21 protein-coding genes are annotated in these 19,915 nt (G+C 43.5%); 5 read left to right on the top strand and 16 right to left on the bottom strand.

From position 1 onward, the window contains the following. Positions 1-266 precede the first annotated feature (266 nt). Genes C4K46_RS00960 through C4K46_RS00975 form a run of 4 tightly spaced genes read right to left on the bottom strand, consistent with a single transcriptional unit; the run spans position 267 to position 3,737 of the window. Positions 267-1,484, bottom strand: coding sequence for an ABC transporter permease (locus C4K46_RS00960; RefSeq protein WP_209626455.1), 1,218 nt, complete (start codon positions 1,482-1,484; stop codon positions 267-269). 16 nt (positions 1,485-1,500) lie between these two features. After that, complete coding sequence (locus C4K46_RS00965) at positions 1,501-2,172, bottom strand: ABC transporter ATP-binding protein (RefSeq protein WP_209626457.1); 672 nt, start codon at positions 2,170-2,172, stop codon at positions 1,501-1,503. Then, on the bottom strand, positions 2,159-3,424 hold the full coding sequence (locus C4K46_RS00970) for an efflux RND transporter periplasmic adaptor subunit (protein ID WP_209626460.1): 1,266 nt from the start codon (positions 3,422-3,424) through the stop codon (positions 2,159-2,161). Before C4K46_RS00970 ends, C4K46_RS00965 begins: the two co-directional genes overlap by 14 nt. Positions 3,425-3,452: 28 nt before the next feature. Then, entirely contained in the window at positions 3,453-3,737 is a 285-nt protein-coding gene (locus C4K46_RS00975; RefSeq protein ID WP_209626461.1) for a hypothetical protein, read from the bottom strand. A gap of 176 nt (positions 3,738-3,913) precedes the next feature. On the opposite strand from C4K46_RS00975, the gene C4K46_RS00980 reads away from it, so the two are divergent. Then, positions 3,914-4,927, top strand: coding sequence for a lactonase family protein (locus tag C4K46_RS00980; protein WP_209626463.1), 1,014 nt, complete (start codon positions 3,914-3,916; stop codon positions 4,925-4,927). A 226-nt stretch (positions 4,928-5,153) separates the two neighbouring features. Here C4K46_RS00980 and C4K46_RS00985 read toward each other — a convergent pair whose 3' ends face one another. Both C4K46_RS00985 and C4K46_RS00990 read right to left on the bottom strand, forming a co-directional pair. Further along, positions 5,154-5,948 (bottom strand): TraX family protein, encoded by a 795-nt coding sequence (locus tag C4K46_RS00985; protein ID WP_209626465.1) that lies wholly within the window; start codon positions 5,946-5,948, stop codon positions 5,154-5,156. 161 nt (positions 5,949-6,109) lie between these two features. Further along, positions 6,110-6,439: a winged helix-turn-helix transcriptional regulator gene (locus C4K46_RS00990; protein ID WP_209626467.1), complete on the bottom strand. Its 330-nt coding sequence runs from the start codon at positions 6,437-6,439 to the stop codon at positions 6,110-6,112. A gap of 132 nt (positions 6,440-6,571) precedes the next feature. On the opposite strand from C4K46_RS00990, the gene C4K46_RS00995 reads away from it, so the two are divergent. After that, the gene (locus C4K46_RS00995) at positions 6,572-7,237 is read left to right on the top strand and encodes an NAD(P)H-dependent oxidoreductase (protein WP_209626469.1); all 666 of its coding nucleotides are present in this window, start codon (positions 6,572-6,574) and stop codon (positions 7,235-7,237) included. Between the two features lie 96 nt (positions 7,238-7,333). Here C4K46_RS00995 and C4K46_RS01000 read toward each other — a convergent pair whose 3' ends face one another. Then, positions 7,334-7,747 carry a nuclear transport factor 2 family protein gene (locus tag C4K46_RS01000; protein ID WP_209626471.1) on the bottom strand — a complete coding sequence of 138 codons (414 nt, stop codon included), beginning with the start codon at positions 7,745-7,747 and terminating at the stop codon, positions 7,334-7,336. An 80-nt stretch (positions 7,748-7,827) separates the two neighbouring features. Further along, entirely contained in the window at positions 7,828-9,132 is a 1,305-nt protein-coding gene (eno, locus tag C4K46_RS01005) for a surface-displayed alpha-enolase (protein WP_209626473.1), read from the bottom strand. A 206-nt stretch (positions 9,133-9,338) separates the two neighbouring features. Here eno and C4K46_RS01010 point away from each other — a divergent pair, with 206 nt between their 5' ends. Continuing rightward, positions 9,339-9,791 carry a DUF1694 domain-containing protein gene (locus C4K46_RS01010; protein ID WP_209626475.1) on the top strand — a complete coding sequence of 151 codons (453 nt, stop codon included), beginning with the start codon at positions 9,339-9,341 and terminating at the stop codon, positions 9,789-9,791. A 217-nt stretch (positions 9,792-10,008) separates the two neighbouring features. Then, on the top strand, positions 10,009-10,383 hold the full coding sequence (locus C4K46_RS01015) for a hypothetical protein (protein WP_209626477.1): 375 nt from the start codon (positions 10,009-10,011) through the stop codon (positions 10,381-10,383). 100 nt (positions 10,384-10,483) lie between these two features. Here C4K46_RS01015 and C4K46_RS01020 read toward each other — a convergent pair whose 3' ends face one another. The 8 genes from C4K46_RS01020 to C4K46_RS01050 form a co-directional block, all read right to left on the bottom strand. Beyond that, entirely contained in the window at positions 10,484-11,602 is a 1,119-nt protein-coding gene (locus C4K46_RS01020; protein WP_209626478.1) for a glycerate kinase, read from the bottom strand. Positions 11,603-11,611: 9 nt separating this feature from the next. Next, complete coding sequence (serB, locus tag C4K46_RS01025; protein WP_209626480.1) at positions 11,612-12,250, bottom strand: phosphoserine phosphatase SerB; 639 nt, start codon at positions 12,248-12,250, stop codon at positions 11,612-11,614. Between the two features lie 167 nt (positions 12,251-12,417). Next, the gene (gene ezrA / locus C4K46_RS01030; RefSeq protein WP_209626482.1) at positions 12,418-14,142 is read right to left on the bottom strand and encodes a septation ring formation regulator EzrA; all 1,725 of its coding nucleotides are present in this window, start codon (positions 14,140-14,142) and stop codon (positions 12,418-12,420) included. 138 nt (positions 14,143-14,280) lie between these two features. Then, positions 14,281-16,230 (bottom strand): DNA topoisomerase (ATP-hydrolyzing) subunit B, encoded by a 1,950-nt coding sequence (gene gyrB / locus C4K46_RS01035; RefSeq protein ID WP_209626484.1) that lies wholly within the window; start codon positions 16,228-16,230, stop codon positions 14,281-14,283. A gap of 46 nt (positions 16,231-16,276) precedes the next feature. Then, entirely contained in the window at positions 16,277-16,864 is a 588-nt protein-coding gene (locus C4K46_RS01040; RefSeq protein ID WP_209626486.1) for an HAD-IA family hydrolase, read from the bottom strand. 86 nt (positions 16,865-16,950) lie between these two features. Then, positions 16,951-17,226: a DUF5684 domain-containing protein gene (locus C4K46_RS10680; RefSeq protein ID WP_420853763.1), complete on the bottom strand. Its 276-nt coding sequence runs from the start codon at positions 17,224-17,226 to the stop codon at positions 16,951-16,953. A 224-nt stretch (positions 17,227-17,450) separates the two neighbouring features. Then, positions 17,451-17,996, bottom strand: coding sequence for a DJ-1 family glyoxalase III (locus tag C4K46_RS01045; RefSeq protein ID WP_209626488.1), 546 nt, complete (start codon positions 17,994-17,996; stop codon positions 17,451-17,453). A gap of 10 nt (positions 17,997-18,006) precedes the next feature. Further along, the gene (locus tag C4K46_RS01050) at positions 18,007-19,239 is read right to left on the bottom strand and encodes an FtsW/RodA/SpoVE family cell cycle protein (protein ID WP_209626490.1); all 1,233 of its coding nucleotides are present in this window, start codon (positions 19,237-19,239) and stop codon (positions 18,007-18,009) included. Positions 19,240-19,693: 454 nt separating this feature from the next. Between C4K46_RS01050 and C4K46_RS10590 the strand changes: the two genes are divergently transcribed. Next, positions 19,694-19,816: a hypothetical protein gene (locus C4K46_RS10590; protein ID WP_275946359.1), complete on the top strand. Its 123-nt coding sequence runs from the start codon at positions 19,694-19,696 to the stop codon at positions 19,814-19,816. The last annotated feature ends 99 nt before the right edge of the window (positions 19,817-19,915 follow it).

The following is a 19,915-nucleotide window of genomic DNA, read 5'->3' on the forward strand; positions in this document are numbered from 1 at the left end:
AGGCGGCCAAACAGGAGTTGCTAACAACTCCGTCGTGAGACCCCCGCAAGGACAACTAGTTTGTAGGCAAGCATGAGCGTCGCCTACAAACAGATGTCTACTGCGTCTTGAAGTCACAACTCTTTCGTTCGTGGTTTTTCAAAGTTTTTAGGGCGTGTTCAATTACACAAGATACAAAGCCTTCAACTAGTCTACTTCTTCCCCCTCCTTCTTGGTAAAAGATTGGTAAAGCACTGGTCAGGCTAGTTAAATCACATTTTTCTCCCTTATTCAAACCGTAAGGCTTCGATTGGGTTTAGCTTGGAAGCCTTGACGGCTGGCAGTAAACCGAACACTACTCCTATTATACAACAAAATAGCAAACTTACAAAGACTGAAAAGAGAGAAAGAATATAAGGGTAGTCCAGCGAGCGTGTAATAACTAAACCGGAAATGATTCCAGCCAATACGCCAATCACGCCCCCCATCAGGGTCAAAATAACTGCCTCAATCAAGAACTGCTTGAGAATCACCTTACGTCTAGCTCCTAGGGCCTTCTTGACCCCGATTTCACGCGTTCGCTCGGTCACAGAAACGAGCATGATGTTCATGACTCCAATTCCACCAACCAAGAGCGAGATACTGGCAATACCAGCTAAAAGGACAAAGTTGGACTGGTTGAGCTTGGTTAGCTGCCGCTCAAACTCTCTTAAATTCATCACTCCAAACATATAATCCGAATCGGGGACCAGACTGTTCAGATAGTCACCTACCTTCTTGGCTGCTGGTTTTAAACCATCGGCCCGCTCTGTCTGCACTGTCACTTCTGGACTGACATCAATCTCTTCAAAAATCCGGTGCCATTGATTCAAGGGGATATAGGCCAGATTTTCTGTACCGGCAGTTAAGCCACTAGCCTTCTTGGACTCAAAAACCCCAATAACCTTAAAGGGATTGCCTTTTATTTCAACGTATTTCCCCAAGCCATCTCCAGCTGGAAAAAGGGTCTGGTAGAGGGATTTTTCTAGGTAAACGACTTGCTCCTGATTCCTAAAGGCCGGGTCTGAAAAATCCGCTCCACTAGTAGTCTTCATCTTTTTGACCTCAGCAATATTCTGACTGGTCGCAATGACCTTGCTTGTGGCCTTATTTTGTAGGTAATAGATTTGATTTTCCTTTTGGTAGGATAAGACCGCGTTTTTAACCCCTGGAATTTTTTTAATCTGCTCCAAGGTTTCCTCTCCTAGAAAAGGTAGATAGAGAGGTTTCTTGGCATTGGCCTTATCGGGAATATCTGGATTGATGGCATTTTTTTTATTGTAAACCACATTCAAACTATTATTACTGCCACCAATCAGCTGTCTCTTAGTATTTTCACTATTGCCCTCAATAATCGAGAAAATAGCGATAATGGCCCCAATCCCAATAATAATCCCTAACATGGTCAAGGTTGAGCGCATCTTATGTGATAAGATTGAGTTTAAGGCTACAAAAATATCTTCCATATAGGCAGGGTCCTTTCTAATCGAGCTTGCTTTCTAGATTACCGTCCCGCAAAATCACTGTTTTCTTACACCGCTCCGCCACTTCAGGCTCATGGGTAATGATGACAATGGTCTTGCCGGCCTCATTAAACTCCTTAAAGAGGTCCATAATCTGCACACTGGTCTTGGTATCTAGCGCCCCTGTTGGCTCGTCACCCAGGATAAAACTAGGATTGGTAACGAGCGCACGCGCGATAGCCACTCTCTGCTTTTGCCCTCCCGATAGCTCCATGGGCTTAAATTCACTTCTTTCTTCCAGACCGACTAGGCGTAACATTTCCAAGGCTCTTTCTCTTCTTTCCTTCTTGGAAATCTTCATATAGGTCAGGGGAAGCTCAACATTTTGACAGGCCGTTAGCTTGGGCATGAGATTGAAATTTTGAAAGACGAAACCAATTTTTTGATTGCGCAAATCAGACAGGGCATCATCTGAAAGGTCCGACACATCGGCCCCTTCAATGGCATAACGACCCTGACTGGCCTTATCCAGGCAACCAATAATGTTCATCAGGGTGGATTTCCCAGAGCCAGAAGGACCCATAATGGCTAAAAAATCTCCTTCTCGTACATGGAGGTCAATCCCCTTTAAAATGGGAAAATCTTGGCTTCCCTGCCGATAGGACTTGTGAATCCCTTCAAGCTTTAACATTTTGCCCAACCTCCATGCCTTCCTTCATCCCCGCCTTGGGGGTCGCAATCATATCCTCCATGCTTAAGCCCTCAGTGATTTCCAGCAAATCCTGACCCTTTTTCTGGGTCTTAACTTCCTGCATCACAATCTTCTTGTCCTTAATCTTCCAAACATAGGTCTTACCATTTTTACTAAAGGTATAGGAGGACTTAAGGGCTAGTTTACCCGGCTCAACCGAGCTATCTAGGACATTGACATAGGTGTGGGAGCCAATCAGAGGCATATTGTCTGCCTGATCCAACTCAACTCGATAAGGATATTTAGACTGGTTAGGGTTTTCCTGTTGCCCTTGTTTATTGCCACCGCTAGCACTGGCCTCATTGGTCAGACTTCCAACCTGGGTCACCGTACCGGTCCATTTTTTCTTAGGATCCTTGCGGTCCACCACTTCAACCTTTTGACCCAGAGCCAATTTCTCCCGGTCAAACTCAGTCACATTTCCCTTGACCAGGGTCTTAGACTTGTCCAGGATTTCGATAAAGGTTTCTTCATCTTTCTTGGCCTTGGACTGCTTGGGCAGGTCCTCATTTAGAGAGGTAATGGTCCCTGCAGTATCCGCATGGACCGTATCATACTTGGTCCGCTCATTCTCCGTATCAGCTGTAACCTGAGCCTTTTCGGCTTCAATCTGGGCGTTTTTAACCTCATTATCACTATTTTTAGCATCGATTAGGCTTTGAGCTAGGGCCTCTTCGGCCGTTTTAATCTGCTCCAGGAGAGATTCGTCATTGGACTTGTTATACTTGTCTTTCAATCCATTGACCTCGGCAAGTTTGCGTTGGTAGCTCTCCCATTTGAGGGAGGCTGTACTCTGGGCTGCCGCAATAGCATTGGACTTGATTTGGGCATCATACTGGGCTGACTGGGCTGTTAACTCCTGGGCAGTCGAATAGCGGAAGAGGGGCTGACCTGCAGTTACCGTATCACCATTTTTAACAAAAACTTCCTTGATTTCTCCCTTGGTAGAGTCAATCTTAATCTTGCTACTATTATTAGCAGCCACCTCTCCAGCCAAAACTAGGTTGGTCTTTTTACTCTTATCAACGGCTTCTCTGACTGTCAAAGAATCCACCTGATTGCTAAGCTGGGTCTGCTGGCTTTGACTTTGCCCTTGATAAACGAAATATCCAGCTATACCCGCCGTTGCTAGGACCAAAGAGCTGGCTAGTAGAATCTTTCTTTTAGGGCTCATTTTTCTTAATTGAACCATATATCCTCCATCCTTAGTCTATCAAGCCTTATTCTTGGCTGGAACTAGAGTCACCATTTTCAGCTGAACCTGACGAATCAGGAACCTCACCGTCTGCCGGGATTTGGACAACATTGCCATCTGGCATAGTGTATTCCTTGACTTCCTTACCATTGACAGTCTTGGTCTTGGTATCAATAGCATCTTTATTGATATCCACACTTTTTTCATTTTGGGCCTTACTATCAGCCTCTTTCTTCTGTCCACAAGCAGCCAGGACCAAACTAGAAGTTAAAAGGGCTAGGGTAAGAATACTTATTTTTTTTAGTTTCATGATGGGTCTCCTTTATCATCTTTAAGAATAATTCTATTCTAACAAAGCCTTCTAAGACCTTCCTACCCCCCATCTATTTTTTCTGTATTTTTTGAAAAATGCTTGTTAACAAGCATGGAAACTCTTTCATCAATTTTATGTTATAATAAAAATAGTAAAATTTTGTGAGGTGAATTATGACTCAAACTGTCTATTTTGGAACCTATACTCGCCGAAATTCCCAAGGAATTTACAAGGCAGACCTTGACCCTACAAGTGGCCACTTAAGCCAGCTGACCCTGGTCGCAGCAGAACCTAGTCCGACCTATCTAGCCTTTGACCAGGCAGGCCATCTCTACTCGGTCGGCTCCAAAGACGGCCAAGGAGGAATTGTTGCCCTTGATCAAAAAGGACAGGTCATCAATCACCTTGTCTCAGAAGGTGCGCCTCTCTGCTATGTGGCAGTCGATGAAAAACGCCAACTAGTCTACGGGGCTAACTACCATAAGGGACAGGTCCTGGTCTATCAAAAGCAGGCAGATGGCAGTTTGACCCTGGCTGACTCGGATACACATCAAGGTCATGGGCCTCACGAAAATCAAGCTTCAGCCCATGTGCATTTTAGCGATTTAACCCCCGACAACTACCTGATTACCTGTGACTTGGGGACTGATCAGGTCATCACCTACGATGTCAGCCCCGAAGGAAAGATTAGCAAACTCGGTAGCTACCAGGCTGCTCCTGGTGCAGGAGCCCGCCACATCGTTTTCCATCACTTTTTCAAGATGGCCTACCTTATCTGCGAATTAAATTCGACTATTGAGGTTTTGGCCTATGATGGCATGGGAGATTTTGAACACCTACAAACCATTTCTACCCTACCAGAAGATTATACAGGACCTAATGGAACAGCTGCTCTTCGCCTTTCGGCTGATGGCCGCTTCCTCTACGGCTCTAACCGTGGCCATGATTCGATTGTTGTTTACAAGATTGTCGGAGACGGTATGCTGGAACTGGTCGAAATCGTTCCGACCCAAGGCAACAATCCCCGTGATTTCAATATCACACCCGACCAAAACTACCTTATCGCTGTCCACCAAGACTCAGATAATGCCACCGTCTTTAAACGCAATCCAGAAACTGGCAAACTGACCGAGCTTTCCCACGACTTCTATGTCCCAGAAGCGGTTTGCGTGGCTTTTGAGAAATAACTAGCAAAAAAATCTTACCCGCCGTTAGCTTCGCTAGCGGTTTTCTTTTTTCCAACTTAAAACCATAATAAAAGAGACCGAGACAAAAAGTCTCCAGCCTCTGTATTAGCAATGGATGGGACCTAGCTAAAAACTAGGCTATCCCTTGGGTGCCTAGTTTTGGCAACCTCTAAGTGATGAAGGCGCTTCTTTGTAGAAGACCTCCTTCCCCACTTTTTTATCTCCCCTAACCCAAAAGAAGAACGGATAAGATATAAAGAAAGGCCAGATGACTAGGGTAAAAAATGTAGAAGAAGGACTTGCTGCCTGAACCTTTTTGGCCATTATAAAGAGCCATTGGCAAGGCCGCAAAAACCATCATCCATTGGAGGGAAATCGGATCTAGTAGATAGATGTAGACTGATAGAGCTACCAAACCCGCTAGTTGAAGCCAGCGATGCTTGCGGAAGATATAAAAGAAGAGCCCTAGGCCAACCATAATATAGCCTCCCTCAACTGTAAATAGACTGGGTATAAGTCCTAGTAAGATGGCCACAGGTCGAGCCAGCCAATAAGGCAAGAATTGGTAGACAGGTTGGTAGAGAAAGAAAAGACCAAAAGTCAAAAGAGGGAGCACAGCCAGCCCCAGGCCCTTAAAGAAAAGTTTAGCTTGACCCTTTTGAAAGGCCGCCCGCATCAAATCATAGGAGTAGATATAAAGCCCGGTCATAAAAAAGGTACCGAAGGCATTATTGGCCAGCATCATTCGGTCCGTCGGGAAAATGCTAGTTAGAAGCGCTGTTAGCAGAACCATGCCAGCATAAGCTAGATAAAGACGTTTCATATAGGCCTTACGATTACTAGTATAGTAAAAGGAGTCTGCCGCCAAAAAGAGAAAGATTGGAAAGACAATCCGCCCAAGCATGGTCAGCCAGGAGGGGGCACCAGCTGTCGCAAACATCTCATGGATATGGTCCAAGAACATACAAAAAGCGGCCAAATATTTTAAATTAGATGCCGTAGCAAATTTTTTTACATTCATTTTCATAACCTCGTTTAATTGATTTCCTAAAATTATTATAGGATAAATCTTATCAAACAACCATCGTTTCTGCTTACAGAAAAGGTTTTCAAAATGACAATTTTGTAAGTTTGAGAAAAAATAGCTCTAGTCAACTGAACTAGAGCTATTTTTAAAGACTGCTACTTATGCCCTTCCTGGTAGAATTTGCCCCAGTCATAGATGGCATAAATGATAGAACTCATGGACTGGCCCAAAACTGTCAATTCATACTCAACCTTGGGTGGCACTTCTGGGTAAACTGTCCTCTTAACAAGACCAGCAGCCTCTAATTCTTTCAACTGCAGACTAAGACTCCTATGAGTGATGCTAGGAATGAGCTTTTGTAATTGACTAAAACGTTTCTTACCATCCAGTAAACGGTAGATTAAAAGCCCCTTCCACTTGCCACCAATAAGTTTTAAGGTTGTCTCAACAGGGCATGGTTGATTTTGACATTTCTCTGATTTCATTGCTTTCCCTTCAGTATAAAAAATATATCTAAGTAACTTTTTATATATTATATATAAAAAATTTGCCTTCTTCAAGAAAAAGAACAAGCATGTTATAATTTTATCAAATAAGAAATAAAGGAGGACTTAACCATGTCCATTCAAGCTAATGAAATACTTCAAGCATTTCACTTTCGTTATGCCTGCAAATCTTTTGATAGTCATAAAAAAATTCCAGAACATGAATTCCAAGCAATTCTAGAGGCGGGACGACTTTCACCTAGTTCTTTTGGCTTTGAACCCTGGCAATTTTTAGTCATAGAGAACCAAGACTTAAAAAATGACCTCTTTCCTCTTGCTTGGGGTGCTCAAAATAGCTTAAGAGGAGCAAGCCATTTCCTAATTATCCTTTCCCGTAAGGCTTCTGATATGATTTATCATTCAGACTTTATTGACCAGATGATGAACCAGGTACAAAAACTACCCCAACAAGTCGTCATCAATAAAAGAAAAGCCTTTGAAAACTTCCAAAAGGAGGATTTTAAGTTACTTGAAAACGAACAAAAATTGGAGGATTGGGCTTCAAAGCAGACCTATATTGCCCTAGGAAATATGCTGACTGTTGCTGCTCTCCTAAAAATCGATTCTTGTCCCATCGAAGGATTCAACCAAGAAAAAGTCGAGCAACTTTTAACTGAGAGAGGCATTTTAGATAGCAAGCACTTCAAAGTATCTCTGATGGCAGGCTTTGGCTATCGCGCTGAAACACCTAGTCCTAAAACCCGTCAGACTAGCCAGGCAGTTATTCGATATATCTAGCAAAACAAAAATGGTCTATCAAGGACCATTTTTTAGTTATCAAATCGGATTTTTTCATTTCTATTAGAATAAATCCATCACACCTATATATTGAGGCTATTTTAACAACTTAGATAAAGCTGGGCTTATCATCATGCACCCCTTCCAACCCCAATATATTCGGTGCCTACTAATCAACCCTTCTTCAATTTCCATAACTTCAAGAATATCAATTTGTTCACCGTCATCTGTCATCCTTGGATATTCCCACATCAAAATCTTTCCATTCGTTAAATACTCACCCGTCCGAAACCACTTTACCAATTCATTGGGACGACGTTTAGTGCCTTCTTCTAAAAAATGACGAATAGCAGCTTTTCCTTCCAAAACGCCGTTTTCTATATCCAGAATAGCTGGTACCAAAGGACTCTCAAAAATAGCCTCCTCTGCATATAATGCAATCAGTGCTTCTGTATCCTTTCCCTTAGCATATTCATGCCATTTTTCATAAATTTCTTGAATCGTATGCATCTTTATCACCTCAATCCACTTTTTACACTGGCAAAAAATCGACTAGCCTAGGCTAATCGATTTTTCTTTAGACTGATGTCTTATTTTTTCAAGTTGTAGAAGGATTTCAATCCACGGTATTCTGCTACTTCACCAAGTTGGTCTTCAATACGAAGCAATTGGTTGTATTTAGCGATACGGTCTGTACGTGAAAGTGAACCAGTCTTGATTTGGCCAGCGTTGGTAGCAACTGCGATGTCAGCGATAGTTGAATCTTCAGTTTCACCTGAACGGTGTGATACAACGGCAGTGTAACCAGCTTCTTTAGCCATTTCGATAGCGTCGAATGTTTCAGTCAAAGTACCGATTTGGTTAACCTTGATCAGGATTGAGTTTGCTGCTCCTTCTTCGATACCACGAGCAAGATATTCAGTGTTAGTTACGAAGAAGTCGTCACCAACCAATTGAACACGTCCACCAAGACGTTCGGTAAGAGCTTTCCATCCGTCCCAGTCGTTTTCGTCCATACCATCTTCGATAGTGATGATTGGGTATTTGTTTACCAATTCTTCAAGGTAGTCGATTTGCTCAGCAGCAGTGCGGACAGCAGCTCCTTCACCTTCAAATTTAGTGTAGTCATATACTTGACGTTCTTTGTCGTAGAATTCTGATGATGCACAGTCAAATCCGATGAATACGTCTTTACCTGGAACATAACCAGCAGCTTCGATAGCTTCGATGATTGTTTCTACACCGTCTTCAGTTCCTTCAAACTTAGGAGCGAAACCACCTTCGTCACCAACAGCTGTTTCCAAACCACGACCTTTAAGGATTTTCTTCAAAGCGTGGAAGATTTCAGCACCCCAGCGAAGAGCTTCTTTGAATGAAGGTGCACCAGCAGGTACAATCATAAATTCTTGGAAAGCGATTGGAGCGTCTGAGTGAGATCCACCATTGATGATGTTCATCATTGGAGTTGGAAGAACTTTTGTATTGAAACCACCAAGGTAGCTGTAAAGTGGGATTTCAAGGTAGTCAGCAGCTGCACGAGCAACGGCGATAGACACACCAAGGATTGCGTTAGCACCCAATTTACCTTTGTTAGGAGTACCGTCAAGAGCGATCATTGCGCGGTCGATGGCTTGTTGGTCGCGAACATCGTAACCAATCAAAGCTTCCGCAATAACATTATTTACGTTATCAACAGCTTTTTGTGTACCAAGACCAAGGTAACGAGACTTGTCTCCGTCACGAAGTTCAACTGCTTCGTGTTCACCAGTAGAAGCTCCTGATGGAACCATTCCACGTCCGAAAGCACCTGATTCAGTATAAACTTCTACTTCAAGTGTTGGGTTACCGCGTGAGTCTAGGACTTCGCGAGCGTAAACATCAGTAATAATTGACATTTCTTACTCTCCTTTGAGTTAAATTTATTTACTCTCATATCATAACCTAAAAACGCTTTTTTTTCAAGAAAAAATAGGCTCTTTGACTGTTTTTTTCTCTCCCTTTTACAGCAAACGCTTTCATTCCTCTTCTTCTCCTCTCATTAGCAAAAAGTAGGGAGAGGCCCAATCTTGGTTATTTAGATCTTTTATGCTATACTTAAAGCATGACGGACTTAAATCAAACCATTATAAAAAAAGCTCAGGGAAATCTCAAATTAAAGCCCGATGAGCAAAGAAAATATCTGGAAACCTTTGCCGAACGGGTCATTGCAAGTGTTGCCCTGGAAGAAATCGGAAACCCACTTTTAAAGGCCCACTTTAGGGAAATTCTGACTCGGATTCAGACTCAATATCAGCCAATTTGGCTCAAAATTTCTCCCCAAGTAGACAGCAGTTTACAGATTTTTTATATGAAAATTGCCAGGGACTTGGGTTCTGACGTCACTATTGTCTCCAGCAATTGCCAGCACTCCCCTTTCGGTCTAATCATCCATACCGACCAGCCGGTAGTCTCTGAAAACAAGGATTTATTTACCCAGTACCCCGACTTGCTCCAAGACAAGACCCCAGAAAAAAAGACCCAAAAACAATCTTTTTGGAAAAAGCTTTTTCAATAATGACAAATCTTGAAAAACTCTGGGCTTTTTCTAGCATTATGAAGGACCACAATTTGTGGTTAAACCTATCTGTGAATTGACGACCTAGTTTTCTATGAACACCCTTAGGATTTAGTCTAGAACAATTTTTATATTCTATCTAGTTTAGTATAAAGCCTTCAAATTTTAAATTTGTAATTAAAATTTTTTATATTTTGCGAAAGGAGAATGTCAGTTTATGTTTTCAATACTAGGTGCAGTAATATTTGGACTTATAGCAACTATGACCGTTCTTGTTGCTTGCGGTTTGCCCTTGGGCGAATTTACCATGGGTGGACAACATAAAATCCTACCTAAGAAATTTAGAGTTGCAGCAATCATTTCGGTGCTTATCCAAATTTTTGCAATGATTATTATTTTACAAGCCGGAGGTTTTATTCCCCTGTGGTTGTCTTTTACGGTCACTAAATATATTTGTTTCTTCTTTGCCTTTTACCTGTCTTTGAATACGATTATGAACATGATTTCAAAAAGTAGGAAAGAAAAATATGTGATGACTCCACTTTCATTTATAGCCGCGATATGCTTTTGGATAACGGCATTTCAGATGTAGTAGGTAAAATGAGGATAAGCTACGGTGCAGCAAACCGGAATTTGGGAATATTTATTATAAGATAAATTGTAAGAAAAAGGTTGGGCTTTGTTCCCAACCTTTATTTTATACTTCCTAAATGCAGTAAATTCCCGATATTTCGTGCTGTGCGAATGAGATTTTGTTGGCTGGCCGCAAAGGTTGCAGCCTCATTACCCAAGTCTGGGATAATGGGAAAAGCCGCTACTATATTTTCTAGAGGAAAGGAAGGCAAATCAGCCGCAAGACTGCCACAAATAGCGATAACGGGTGTCCCTTGAGGCGTTCGTCGAGCGACACCGATAGGAGTTTTCCCCGCCAGACTTTGACGGTCCAAGCGGCCTTCACCCACAATCACTAGGTCAGCTACTGCTACTCTCTGGTCAAACCCTAATAAATCTAGACAAGTGTCAATGCCAGAAACAATTTGCCCGCCGGCAAAAGTGACTAAGGCTGCCGCCAGACCGCCACCAGCTCCGGCTCCTGCTACAGAAAAAATCGCTGGATTGGCCATTTGGTAGAAGTTCTCCATGGCCTGGTCAACCTCTCTAAACTGGCTCTCAGACAAACCTTTTTGGCCGGCAAAGACAAAGGTCGCCCCTTTAGGTCCACAGAGTGGATTTGTCACATCGGTCAATACCGAAATCTGGAGATTTTTAATGCTTGCTGGCACTTTCTGGTCCGAAATAAAGGCGACTTTGCCTAGAGAAGCACCAATGGCTGGTAGCAGTTCTTGGTCTTGGTCGAAAAATTCATAACCCAAACCCGCCGCTAGACCAAGGCCACCATCATTGGTTGCTGAGCCACCCAGTCCTAGATAAAGCTTTTTGAAGCCCTGGCTGGCCAAAAAGCGAATCAGCTCTCCTAGCCCCCTGGTTTGCAGTTCCAGGGGCTTTCTCTTAGCTTGGGGAATAGAGGCTAAGCCTACTAAGTCAGCCATTTCAAGAAGGGCCGTCTCTTGCTTATGGTAATAGGTGAGCATAAAATCCTGACCCCAAGGGCCGGTCACCTGTTTCTCTGTTTTTTTAAAGCCCTTAGCCTGGGCCAAGATAGCCATGGTTCCCTCACCACCGTCCCCCAGAGGCAGCAAATCAAAGGTTGCCTGGGGCAGGGCTACCGCAAAACCCTCTTTTAGGGCCTGGGCTACTTCTGGAGCTCCAAGACTGCCCTTGAAAGAATCGGGCGCAATCAAAATATGCATGGCTTGCCTCTATCTATCTAAAATAGTTAAAACCTGGGTCAGGTCGGGAACGTCAATCTGATAAGATGCTTGCTCACGCACTACCGGTTTGGCATTAAAAGCAATTCCTACTCCGGCTGCCTGAATCATCAAGAGATCATTAGCACCATCACCAACTGCAACAGTCTGGGACAAGTCCAGTTCATTTTCCTGGGCCCACTTTTCTAGCATGGCTTTTTTAACCTCCTTAGTCACAATGTCACCCAGCAAGCGACCGGTTAGTAGACCCTCTTTTACTTCCAAGCGATTGGCCTTGACATAGTCTAAATTGAGCTCCTCGGCCAGACGATCAACTGTCTCATGAAAACCGCCTGAAACCAAACCAATCTTAAAACCTCGCTCTTTAAGCTCAGCAATCATCTCTCTGGCACCCGGCGTTAGATGAAGGTCTGGATAGATGTCCTCAAAAATTGTCTGGGGAAGCCCCTTGAGCAAGGCCACCCGCTGACGCAGGGCAGCCTCAAAATCCAAGTCTCCCCGCATGGCAGCCTCGGTAATTTCAGCCACCTGCTGGCCCAGACCTGCCCTGGCTCCTAATAAATCAATTCCTTCCTCCTGAATCAGGGTGCTATCCACATCCATCAAGAGTAAACCCTTTACCTGTCTCATATCTAATCCTTTCTGACACTTTGCTTGTATTATACAAGAATTTTATCTGTAAAACAAGTCGGCCAAGCATGAATGCAAGGCCAAAGCAAGTGCTTGCCTTGCCCGATTTAAGCCCTTTGGCTTACTTAGAAGTAAACTAAAAATAAAAAGTAGGGCTAGCCTACTTTTTAAAATCGAATATTTTCGCGTGTTTTTTCATAAGAGCTGACAAAACGCTCCGTTACTCCTGCCTCTACCAGCTCTAAGGCTTGAGAAATCTCTTCAAAGGAGGCTGCGTAGTCATAATCATGTTCAAAGAGATTCAAGGATTTATTAAAGGCCTTTTGAACTCCCTCATCAAAGGAACGGTAACGATTTGAATACTGCAAGAGCTGTTCAGTCAGGGTAGCGTCTTGAACGATACGGTAGGTCTCAGACTCAAGCTCATGGATATCATTAGTTAGGATATCTAGGAGCCGGTTGACCGTTTCAATATTGACCTGGTATTGCTCCAATTCAGCCAGCAGGGCTTCTGTATTGTTGCTTGCTGTGAAAAAGACGGTCAAGAAGCTCTTAGGAATACCTGGCAGGTTGCGTTTTTCCATATAGCGTTTGATGGTGTGCAACTTGTTGATGTAGATATTGACTTTTTGCCGAGCATGGGCATCATCTTTTTCAATCTTAGCTAGACTTTCACCACGCGCAATCTGCTCATCTTCAATCTCCTTCAAGCGCTCTTGGATTTGTTCCAGAGACTCTTGAAGTTCAGAGAAGGCTTGCTTGCTGCCAGTTGAATTTTCTACGGCACCTAGGACTACATCCTCTAAGGCAATCAACTCGCTTTGCAGGTCTCGAACATGCTTGGTTTCTTCCTCGCTTAGGACATAGAGCTTGCTGAGGCGGTCGATTTCACTTTGGAGATGTTGGTTGTTTTCCTTGGTGTGGGCCAGATAGTTAGGCAGGTTCTTAATCAACTTCTCAACGACAGCCTGAGCCTTAATTTCTCGGGTAAAGATGTCGTAAAGGGCATTGATTTCTTCTTGAATTTGCTCATTCTCATATTGGGCATTGTCCAATTCAAGGGCTGCGATATTATCGTGGTTGTATTTGATGCTGTCATGAAGCTGCTGGAAGCGGGCCTCAATATCAGTTTCCATAAAATGATAGTCGGCTTCTAGAAGCTTGCGATAGCCTGACTCCAAATCTTCCAATTGGTCAGGTAGCTTGCCAACCAGTTCTTTGACAATGGCCGGTACCTTGTCCACGATATGGGTCAGAGCCAAGATATGGTCTTCGGTTTTATCCAAGATTTCTGCGGCCTCAACAGGGTCTCCAGAAGAATTGAGGGTCACAAATTGAGAAAATTCAGATTCGATATTTTGTAACTGCTTTTCAATTTCTGGCAGGGCTCGGTCATAATCGTCCATCCTTTCAGCAACTGAAACCTGTAATTTTTCAAAGAGTTCCAGGGCATGAAGGACACGACCGCTATTTTTGGACTCCTGCTTTTCTAAATCAGCCAGGGCATCACGAATGGCGGTAATATCTTCTTCAATCAAGTCAATCTGACTCTCGATATTATCAATTTCCTGCTTGGCCTTGAGGAAACGGAAGGAATTATTATAGCCTTCTGCTTCAAAAAGGTTGTTTTCAATATCAGCAAAGGAATTGAGGGACAAGTCCACCCATTTTTGATTCCATTCACGAAAGGCAACCTGACTTTGGCCAATCAGATGCATTCCCTTGACAGCCTCTACCTCATCATTGACTGGCAGGTTGTAAAGACGCTCCTTACGCTCCTCCAGCTTTTCCAGCAAGGTCTCATTTCTCTTTCTTAGTAAAACAGCAGCAAGATAGGCCACAATCAGCGCTACTGCAATAACAATGATCAGAATAATTAGTCCACTAGACATATAAAACTCCTTATATAAGATGTTAGGATAGTAGTAAGTCAAAGGACTTGACTCATCCAAACTCAATAATATTACTTGAGAACAATCATAATGATTATATCATAATTTTCTTGGTAAATGCGAATTTTTCGTATTTTTTTAAACGTCCAGCGTACTATAAACGGCATTTTCCTCAATAAATTCACGACGAGGCTCGACTCTATCCCCCATCAACATATCAAAAATCTTGTCTGCCTCAGCAGCATCGTCAACTGACACTTGGGCCATTAAGCGGTGGTCAGGATTCATGGTCGTTTCCCAGAGTTGGTGGTCGTCCATCTCTCCCAGCCCCTTATAACGTTGAATGGTTGGTTTGGAACGACCTTCGCTATAACGAGCCAGGGCAGCTTGGAGTTCTTCTTCCTGGTTGGCCCCTGGCTGGATGTATTCTTTGACTTCGCTACCAACTTTAACCCCATAAATTGGCGGTTGGGCAATATAGACATAGCCTGCCTCAAGGACTGGCTTCATATAGCGATAAATCAAGGTCAAAAGAAGGGTCCGGATATGGGCTCCGTCCACATCGGCATCGGTCATAATGACTAGCTTTTGATAGCGGGCCTTGCTGACGTCAAAATCAGCTCCAAAACCAGTTCCCATGGCTGTAAAGAGACTACGAATTTCTTCATTAGCCAGAATCTTATCCATACTAGCCTTTTCAACATTGAGAATCTTGCCTCGAATGGGCAGAATGGCTTGAAATTCCCGATTACGCCCTGACTTAGCTGATCCGCCAGCTGAATCTCCCTCTACGATAAACAATTCGGTCTCTGCTGGGTTGTTGGAAGAACAGTCCGCTAGCTTACCAGGCAGGTTGGAAATTTCTAAACCTGATTTTTTCCGAGTTACTTCCCTGGCCCGCTTGGCAGCAATCCGAGCCTTGGAAGCCAAAATTCCCTTTTCGACAATCTTCTTAGCTACCTGAGGATTTTCCAAGAGGAAGTCTGATAGGGCCTCGCTAAAGAGACGGTTGGTAATCTTGACGACTTCGCTGTTTCCTAGCTTGGTCTTGGTCTGGCCTTCAAACTGTGGGTTAGGGTGTTTGACAGAAATGACAGCTGTCAAACCTTCCCGGACATCCTCACCCGTCAGATTGTCCTCATTTTCCTTGAGGAGCTTATTTTTCTTGGCATAGTCGTTGATAACCCGAGTCAGGGCCGTCCGGAAACCTTGCTCATGGGTTCCCCCCTCATGGGTATGGATATTATTGGCAAAACTCATGACCGTTTCATGGTAGCTAGTAGTATATTGCATGGCTACTTCGACCGTGATGTCGTCCATTTCACCATCGGTATAGATAGGATTTTCAAAGATAACATCCTTATTCTCATTGATGTATTGGACGTAGCTTGAAATCCCTCCCTCATAGTGGTAGGTCTGCTCCTGCTCTAGACCTGGACGTTTGTCTGTAATGGTAATCGTCAAGCCCCGATTTAAAAAGGCCAGCTCTTGAATCCGCTTATTGAGCTTAGCAAAGTCATATTCGGTTGTTTCTGTGAAGATTTCAGGGTCTGGTGTAAAGTGGACCCTTGTACCTGTCCGGTCAGTCTCACCGATAACCTCCAGGTCTGAAAGAACTTGCCCCCTGCGGTATTCTTGGAAATGAATCTGGCCATTCTTATGGACCTGAACATCCAACTGGGTCGATAGGGCATTTACAACAGAAGAGCCGACCCCATGCAGACCACCAGAAACCTTGTAGCCGCCACCGCCGAACTTTCCGCCGGCATGCAGAACCGTAAAGACTGTCTCCACTGCTGGGCGACCTGTTTTTTCCTGAATATCAACTGGGATTCCCCGACCATCATCGTTGACTGTGATGGAGTTGTCTGGTTCGATATAGACATCAATTTGGCTAGCAAAACCAGCCAAGGCCTCATCGATTGAATTATCGACGATTTCCCAGACCAGGTGGTGGAGCCCCTCTTTAGAGGTGGAACCGATATACATCCCTGGCCGCATCCGAACAGCCTCTAAGCCTTCTAAAACCTGGATCTGACTGGCATCATATTCCTGTGCTTGTATGTCTTGTTGTTTTTCTTCTGTCATGTCTTTCCTTTTCTAAGTTTGGGTCTCTTTGAGCCAGCTCACTCTCCTAGTTCAAGCTTGGTCCTTGGTCGGCTAGGCCCATAAATAATGCAAGATTGTCCATATTGTCAAAAAGATAGGTGGCAAAACCCGCCCCTTGTCCAGCTTCTATGTCAAGAGGTCTATCTCCGATAACCAGGGTTTTCTCGAGCTTGTATTTCTTTTTAAGATAAAGCATGGATTGGGGACTGGGCTTTCTTTCAAAGCCACTATCAGCGGTCACTACTTCCGTAAAAAAGGGGGCTAGGCCGGTCCTTTCTAAGATGTCCAAGACCTGCTTATCCCGATGAGAAATCAAAAAATTCCTCCCTTTTCGGGCGACAATTTTTTCTAAAAGCTCCCTAGTCCCTGGAAAAAGGAGGGGCCGGGCCAACTCTTTTGCCTCCTTGGCCTTATAATCCCTCAAAAAGGTCGGGCTGTCGGCAATAAAATGCTGGATGGCAAAGTCCGTTGATACCTTTAGGGCCTGGTAAATCTGGTCATGACCAGCAGTCAGGCCATAATCAGCCAAGGTTTGGGCAAAGGCCCTGGTCGAGCTTTCATAATTATCCAAGAGTGTCCCACCTAAATCCCAGATGTAATCTTGATAATTCATACCCTCTATTATAGCATAAATAAGCAGTTTTTTCCTGAAAAATGCTATAGAAAGCCTAAAAAAACAGCCTGATAGCTGTTTTAATTTTATAGGCCGACATGAGACCTCGCTCCTTGATATTGGACTCCTTTATTGAAAGCGATATAGAAGTTCATAAATGGAATAAGGAAGAGGTAACAGAAGGATGCGAACCTAGAGAGACCAAAAGAACGAGATAGATGAAAGAGAACATAGAAAGCATAAAAGCTGTTAAATATAGGGATGAAGTAGAAGATGAAATACCACTTCTTTTCCTCACCAAAACTGATAGTCTGAATCATATAGGTATTATAGATAGGGATTAAGCTCTTCCAACCTTCCACTCCAGCCTTAGTAAAAATAGCCCCACATGGGAACTACATAAAGGACAATCAGAAGAATAAAGTAGAGCAGTATGAAAGAAGTTTCGTATGAATTCATAGTTTAATTGTCTCCTAAAATATTTATCGGATTTTACTCCTTTATTATTCTATACTAATTTATTATCCTTCTAAATAGAAAAATGGAAAAGAAAAAGACTGGGACAAGGTCCCCAGCCTCTGATTGTCTAATAACCAAAAACATCTTGATAGAGCATGGCTTTTGCTAAGTCTTGGTCTGGTCCTCCTAGCTGCTTGACAAGCTCATAAGCAAAGGCTAAGCTCGTTGCTGGACCACGACTGGTAATTATTTTTCCGTCTACAACTACTGTCTCCTTTTGGTAGCTACCAGAGGCAATCCTATTCTCTACCCCGTCATAGCAGGTAAAGTTCTTCCCTTCTAGCAGACCAGCAGCGTCTAAGACCAGAGGGGCAGCACAGATAGCCGCTATCCACTTCTGCTCCTTGCTCATTTGCTTTAGGGCAATAAGCAGACGCGGGTCCTTACTCAAATTCTCACTACCGGGCATGCCACCAGGTAGGACGACCATATCGTAGCCAGTCAAATCTCCTGTCCAGATTTGGTCAGCCTTAACACTGATGGCATGGGAACCGATAGGCTCAGCTTCAAAACCTAGAATTTGGCAATCAATATTTGCCCTTCTAAGAACATCGACAACTGTCAAGGCTTCGATTTCTTCAAAACCATTGGCTAGGATTAGAGCTACTTTCATCTTTTTCTCCTTATCTAATTTTTCTAAGAATAACTTTTTTACGTCTGCGTTGATAATGCCCTTGCTTTTCTTCGGCTAGATTATTCTGATAGCTGACAGAAAGTAAGAGGCCTACACCGATGAGGTTACTAATGATGGAAGACCCCCCTTGGGAAATAAAGGGAAGAGGAATCCCCGTTAGGGGCAAGATACCAGTCACGGCCCCGATATTTTCAAAGATATGAAAGAGCAACATCATGATAAAACCAGTGGACATATAGGTATAGAACTGGTTATTGGATTGCAGGGTCGTTTTCAACATACGGTAAATCAAGAGAAAATAAAGACTGATCAGAATGGTGGAGCCTAGAAAGCCAAAGTCCTCAGCAATTACCGTAAAAATCATATCACTCTCGCGGACCGGAACCATGAGATTGGACACATTGAAGCCCTGGCCCCAAATCCCCCCACTACCAATAGCAATCTGCCCTTGGGCCTGTTGGTAGGTGGTTGTTTGGGCATATTGGAAGGGATCTAGCCAGGCAGAAATCCGGTTAATCTGATAGGTTGGCATCCCTAGCTGGTGCAGAAAGCCCCGTCCCCCATCTGAAATGAAAATCAGAAGGAAGCCTCCCAGCAAGATAATAGCCGTTAGAAAAACAGGGAGGATAATCTTCCAGGACACGCCAGAGATAAGGACCAGCCCCGAATAGATAGCCAGAAAGACTAGGGCCGTTCCCAGGTCGCTCTGTAAAATCAAGAGTCCCAAGACTGGCAGGGTATAGAAGAAGAGCTCTAAAATCAGAAGGAAGTCCAACTTCAAACTCCGTTCATGCTCCTTATTTCTCTGGATAAAGCTGACAACTGTCCGCGATAGCATGAGAATATAGGAGATTTTCATGAATTCCGAAGGTTGAAAAAGAGTTACTCCTCCAATGGTCACCCAGTTTTTAGCCCCTGTTGAGGCAACCAAACTATCACTATAAAAAATAAGGGGCAAAACCATCAAAGCCAAACCTAAAACATAGAGATAGGGGGTCATCTGCCAGAGAAATTTGGTATTGAAAAACATGACCACAAAACTGATGAGCACACCTAAAGCAATCCAGGCAATCTGCTGCCCCACCATATTCCAAACATTGGCCGGATAATCATGACTAACCGCAACATAGATAGCCACCACACCAAATAATAACAAACAAAATACCGGTAAAATTAAACTATAATCCACACGAGAATCAATCGAGGGCTTAAGAGAAGACATAACCACTCCTTACATAAGATACGAGGACGTTAAGAAAACAAAGAAAAAATAGAAAATGCGACGACGGAGCCTAGGCTCCTAGGAGTATTTATCTTTTTTTCAAAGTTTTTAGTCCGAGTTCAGTTCCATAAGATACAAGAGCGTGTAAAAAGCAAGAGAAAAATAGGAGATTGACGCTGTGTGCTTGCACACAAGGAAATCTATCTTTTTTCTGAAGCTTTTAGCTCGAGTTCAATTACATAAGATACAAAGCCCGTTAAGAAAACGAGAGAAATTTAGGAAGCCTGACGAAGAAGCCTTAACTTCTAGGAAGGTTTCTCTAATTTCCGACGTTTTTAGGCGTGTTCAGTTCCATAAGATACAAAGGGCGTTAAGAAATCCGTATAAAAATATTAGGCTGAGCAGAAATTCGCTAGAATTTCGTTGCGAAACCTACGCAAGGCTGACTAGACTGATGGCAAGTCACTTAGTGACGACGGCAACTGTCAGTCAGCTACTGCGCAACTCTAGCGCCGCTTCGATGAAGCAAGGCAAGCGAGTCTTTTTTACTAGGATTTTAGCCCGTGTTCAATTATAAGATACAAAGCCCGTTGAGAAAACGAGAGAAATTTAGGAAGCCTGACGAAGAAGCCTTAGCTTCTAGGAAGGTTTCTCTAATTTCCGACGTTTTTAGGGC

Origin of the sequence: Streptococcus oricebi (genome assembly GCF_017883985.1) — a bacterium.
Taxonomy (GTDB): Bacteria; Bacillota; Bacilli; order Lactobacillales; family Streptococcaceae; genus Streptococcus; species Streptococcus oricebi.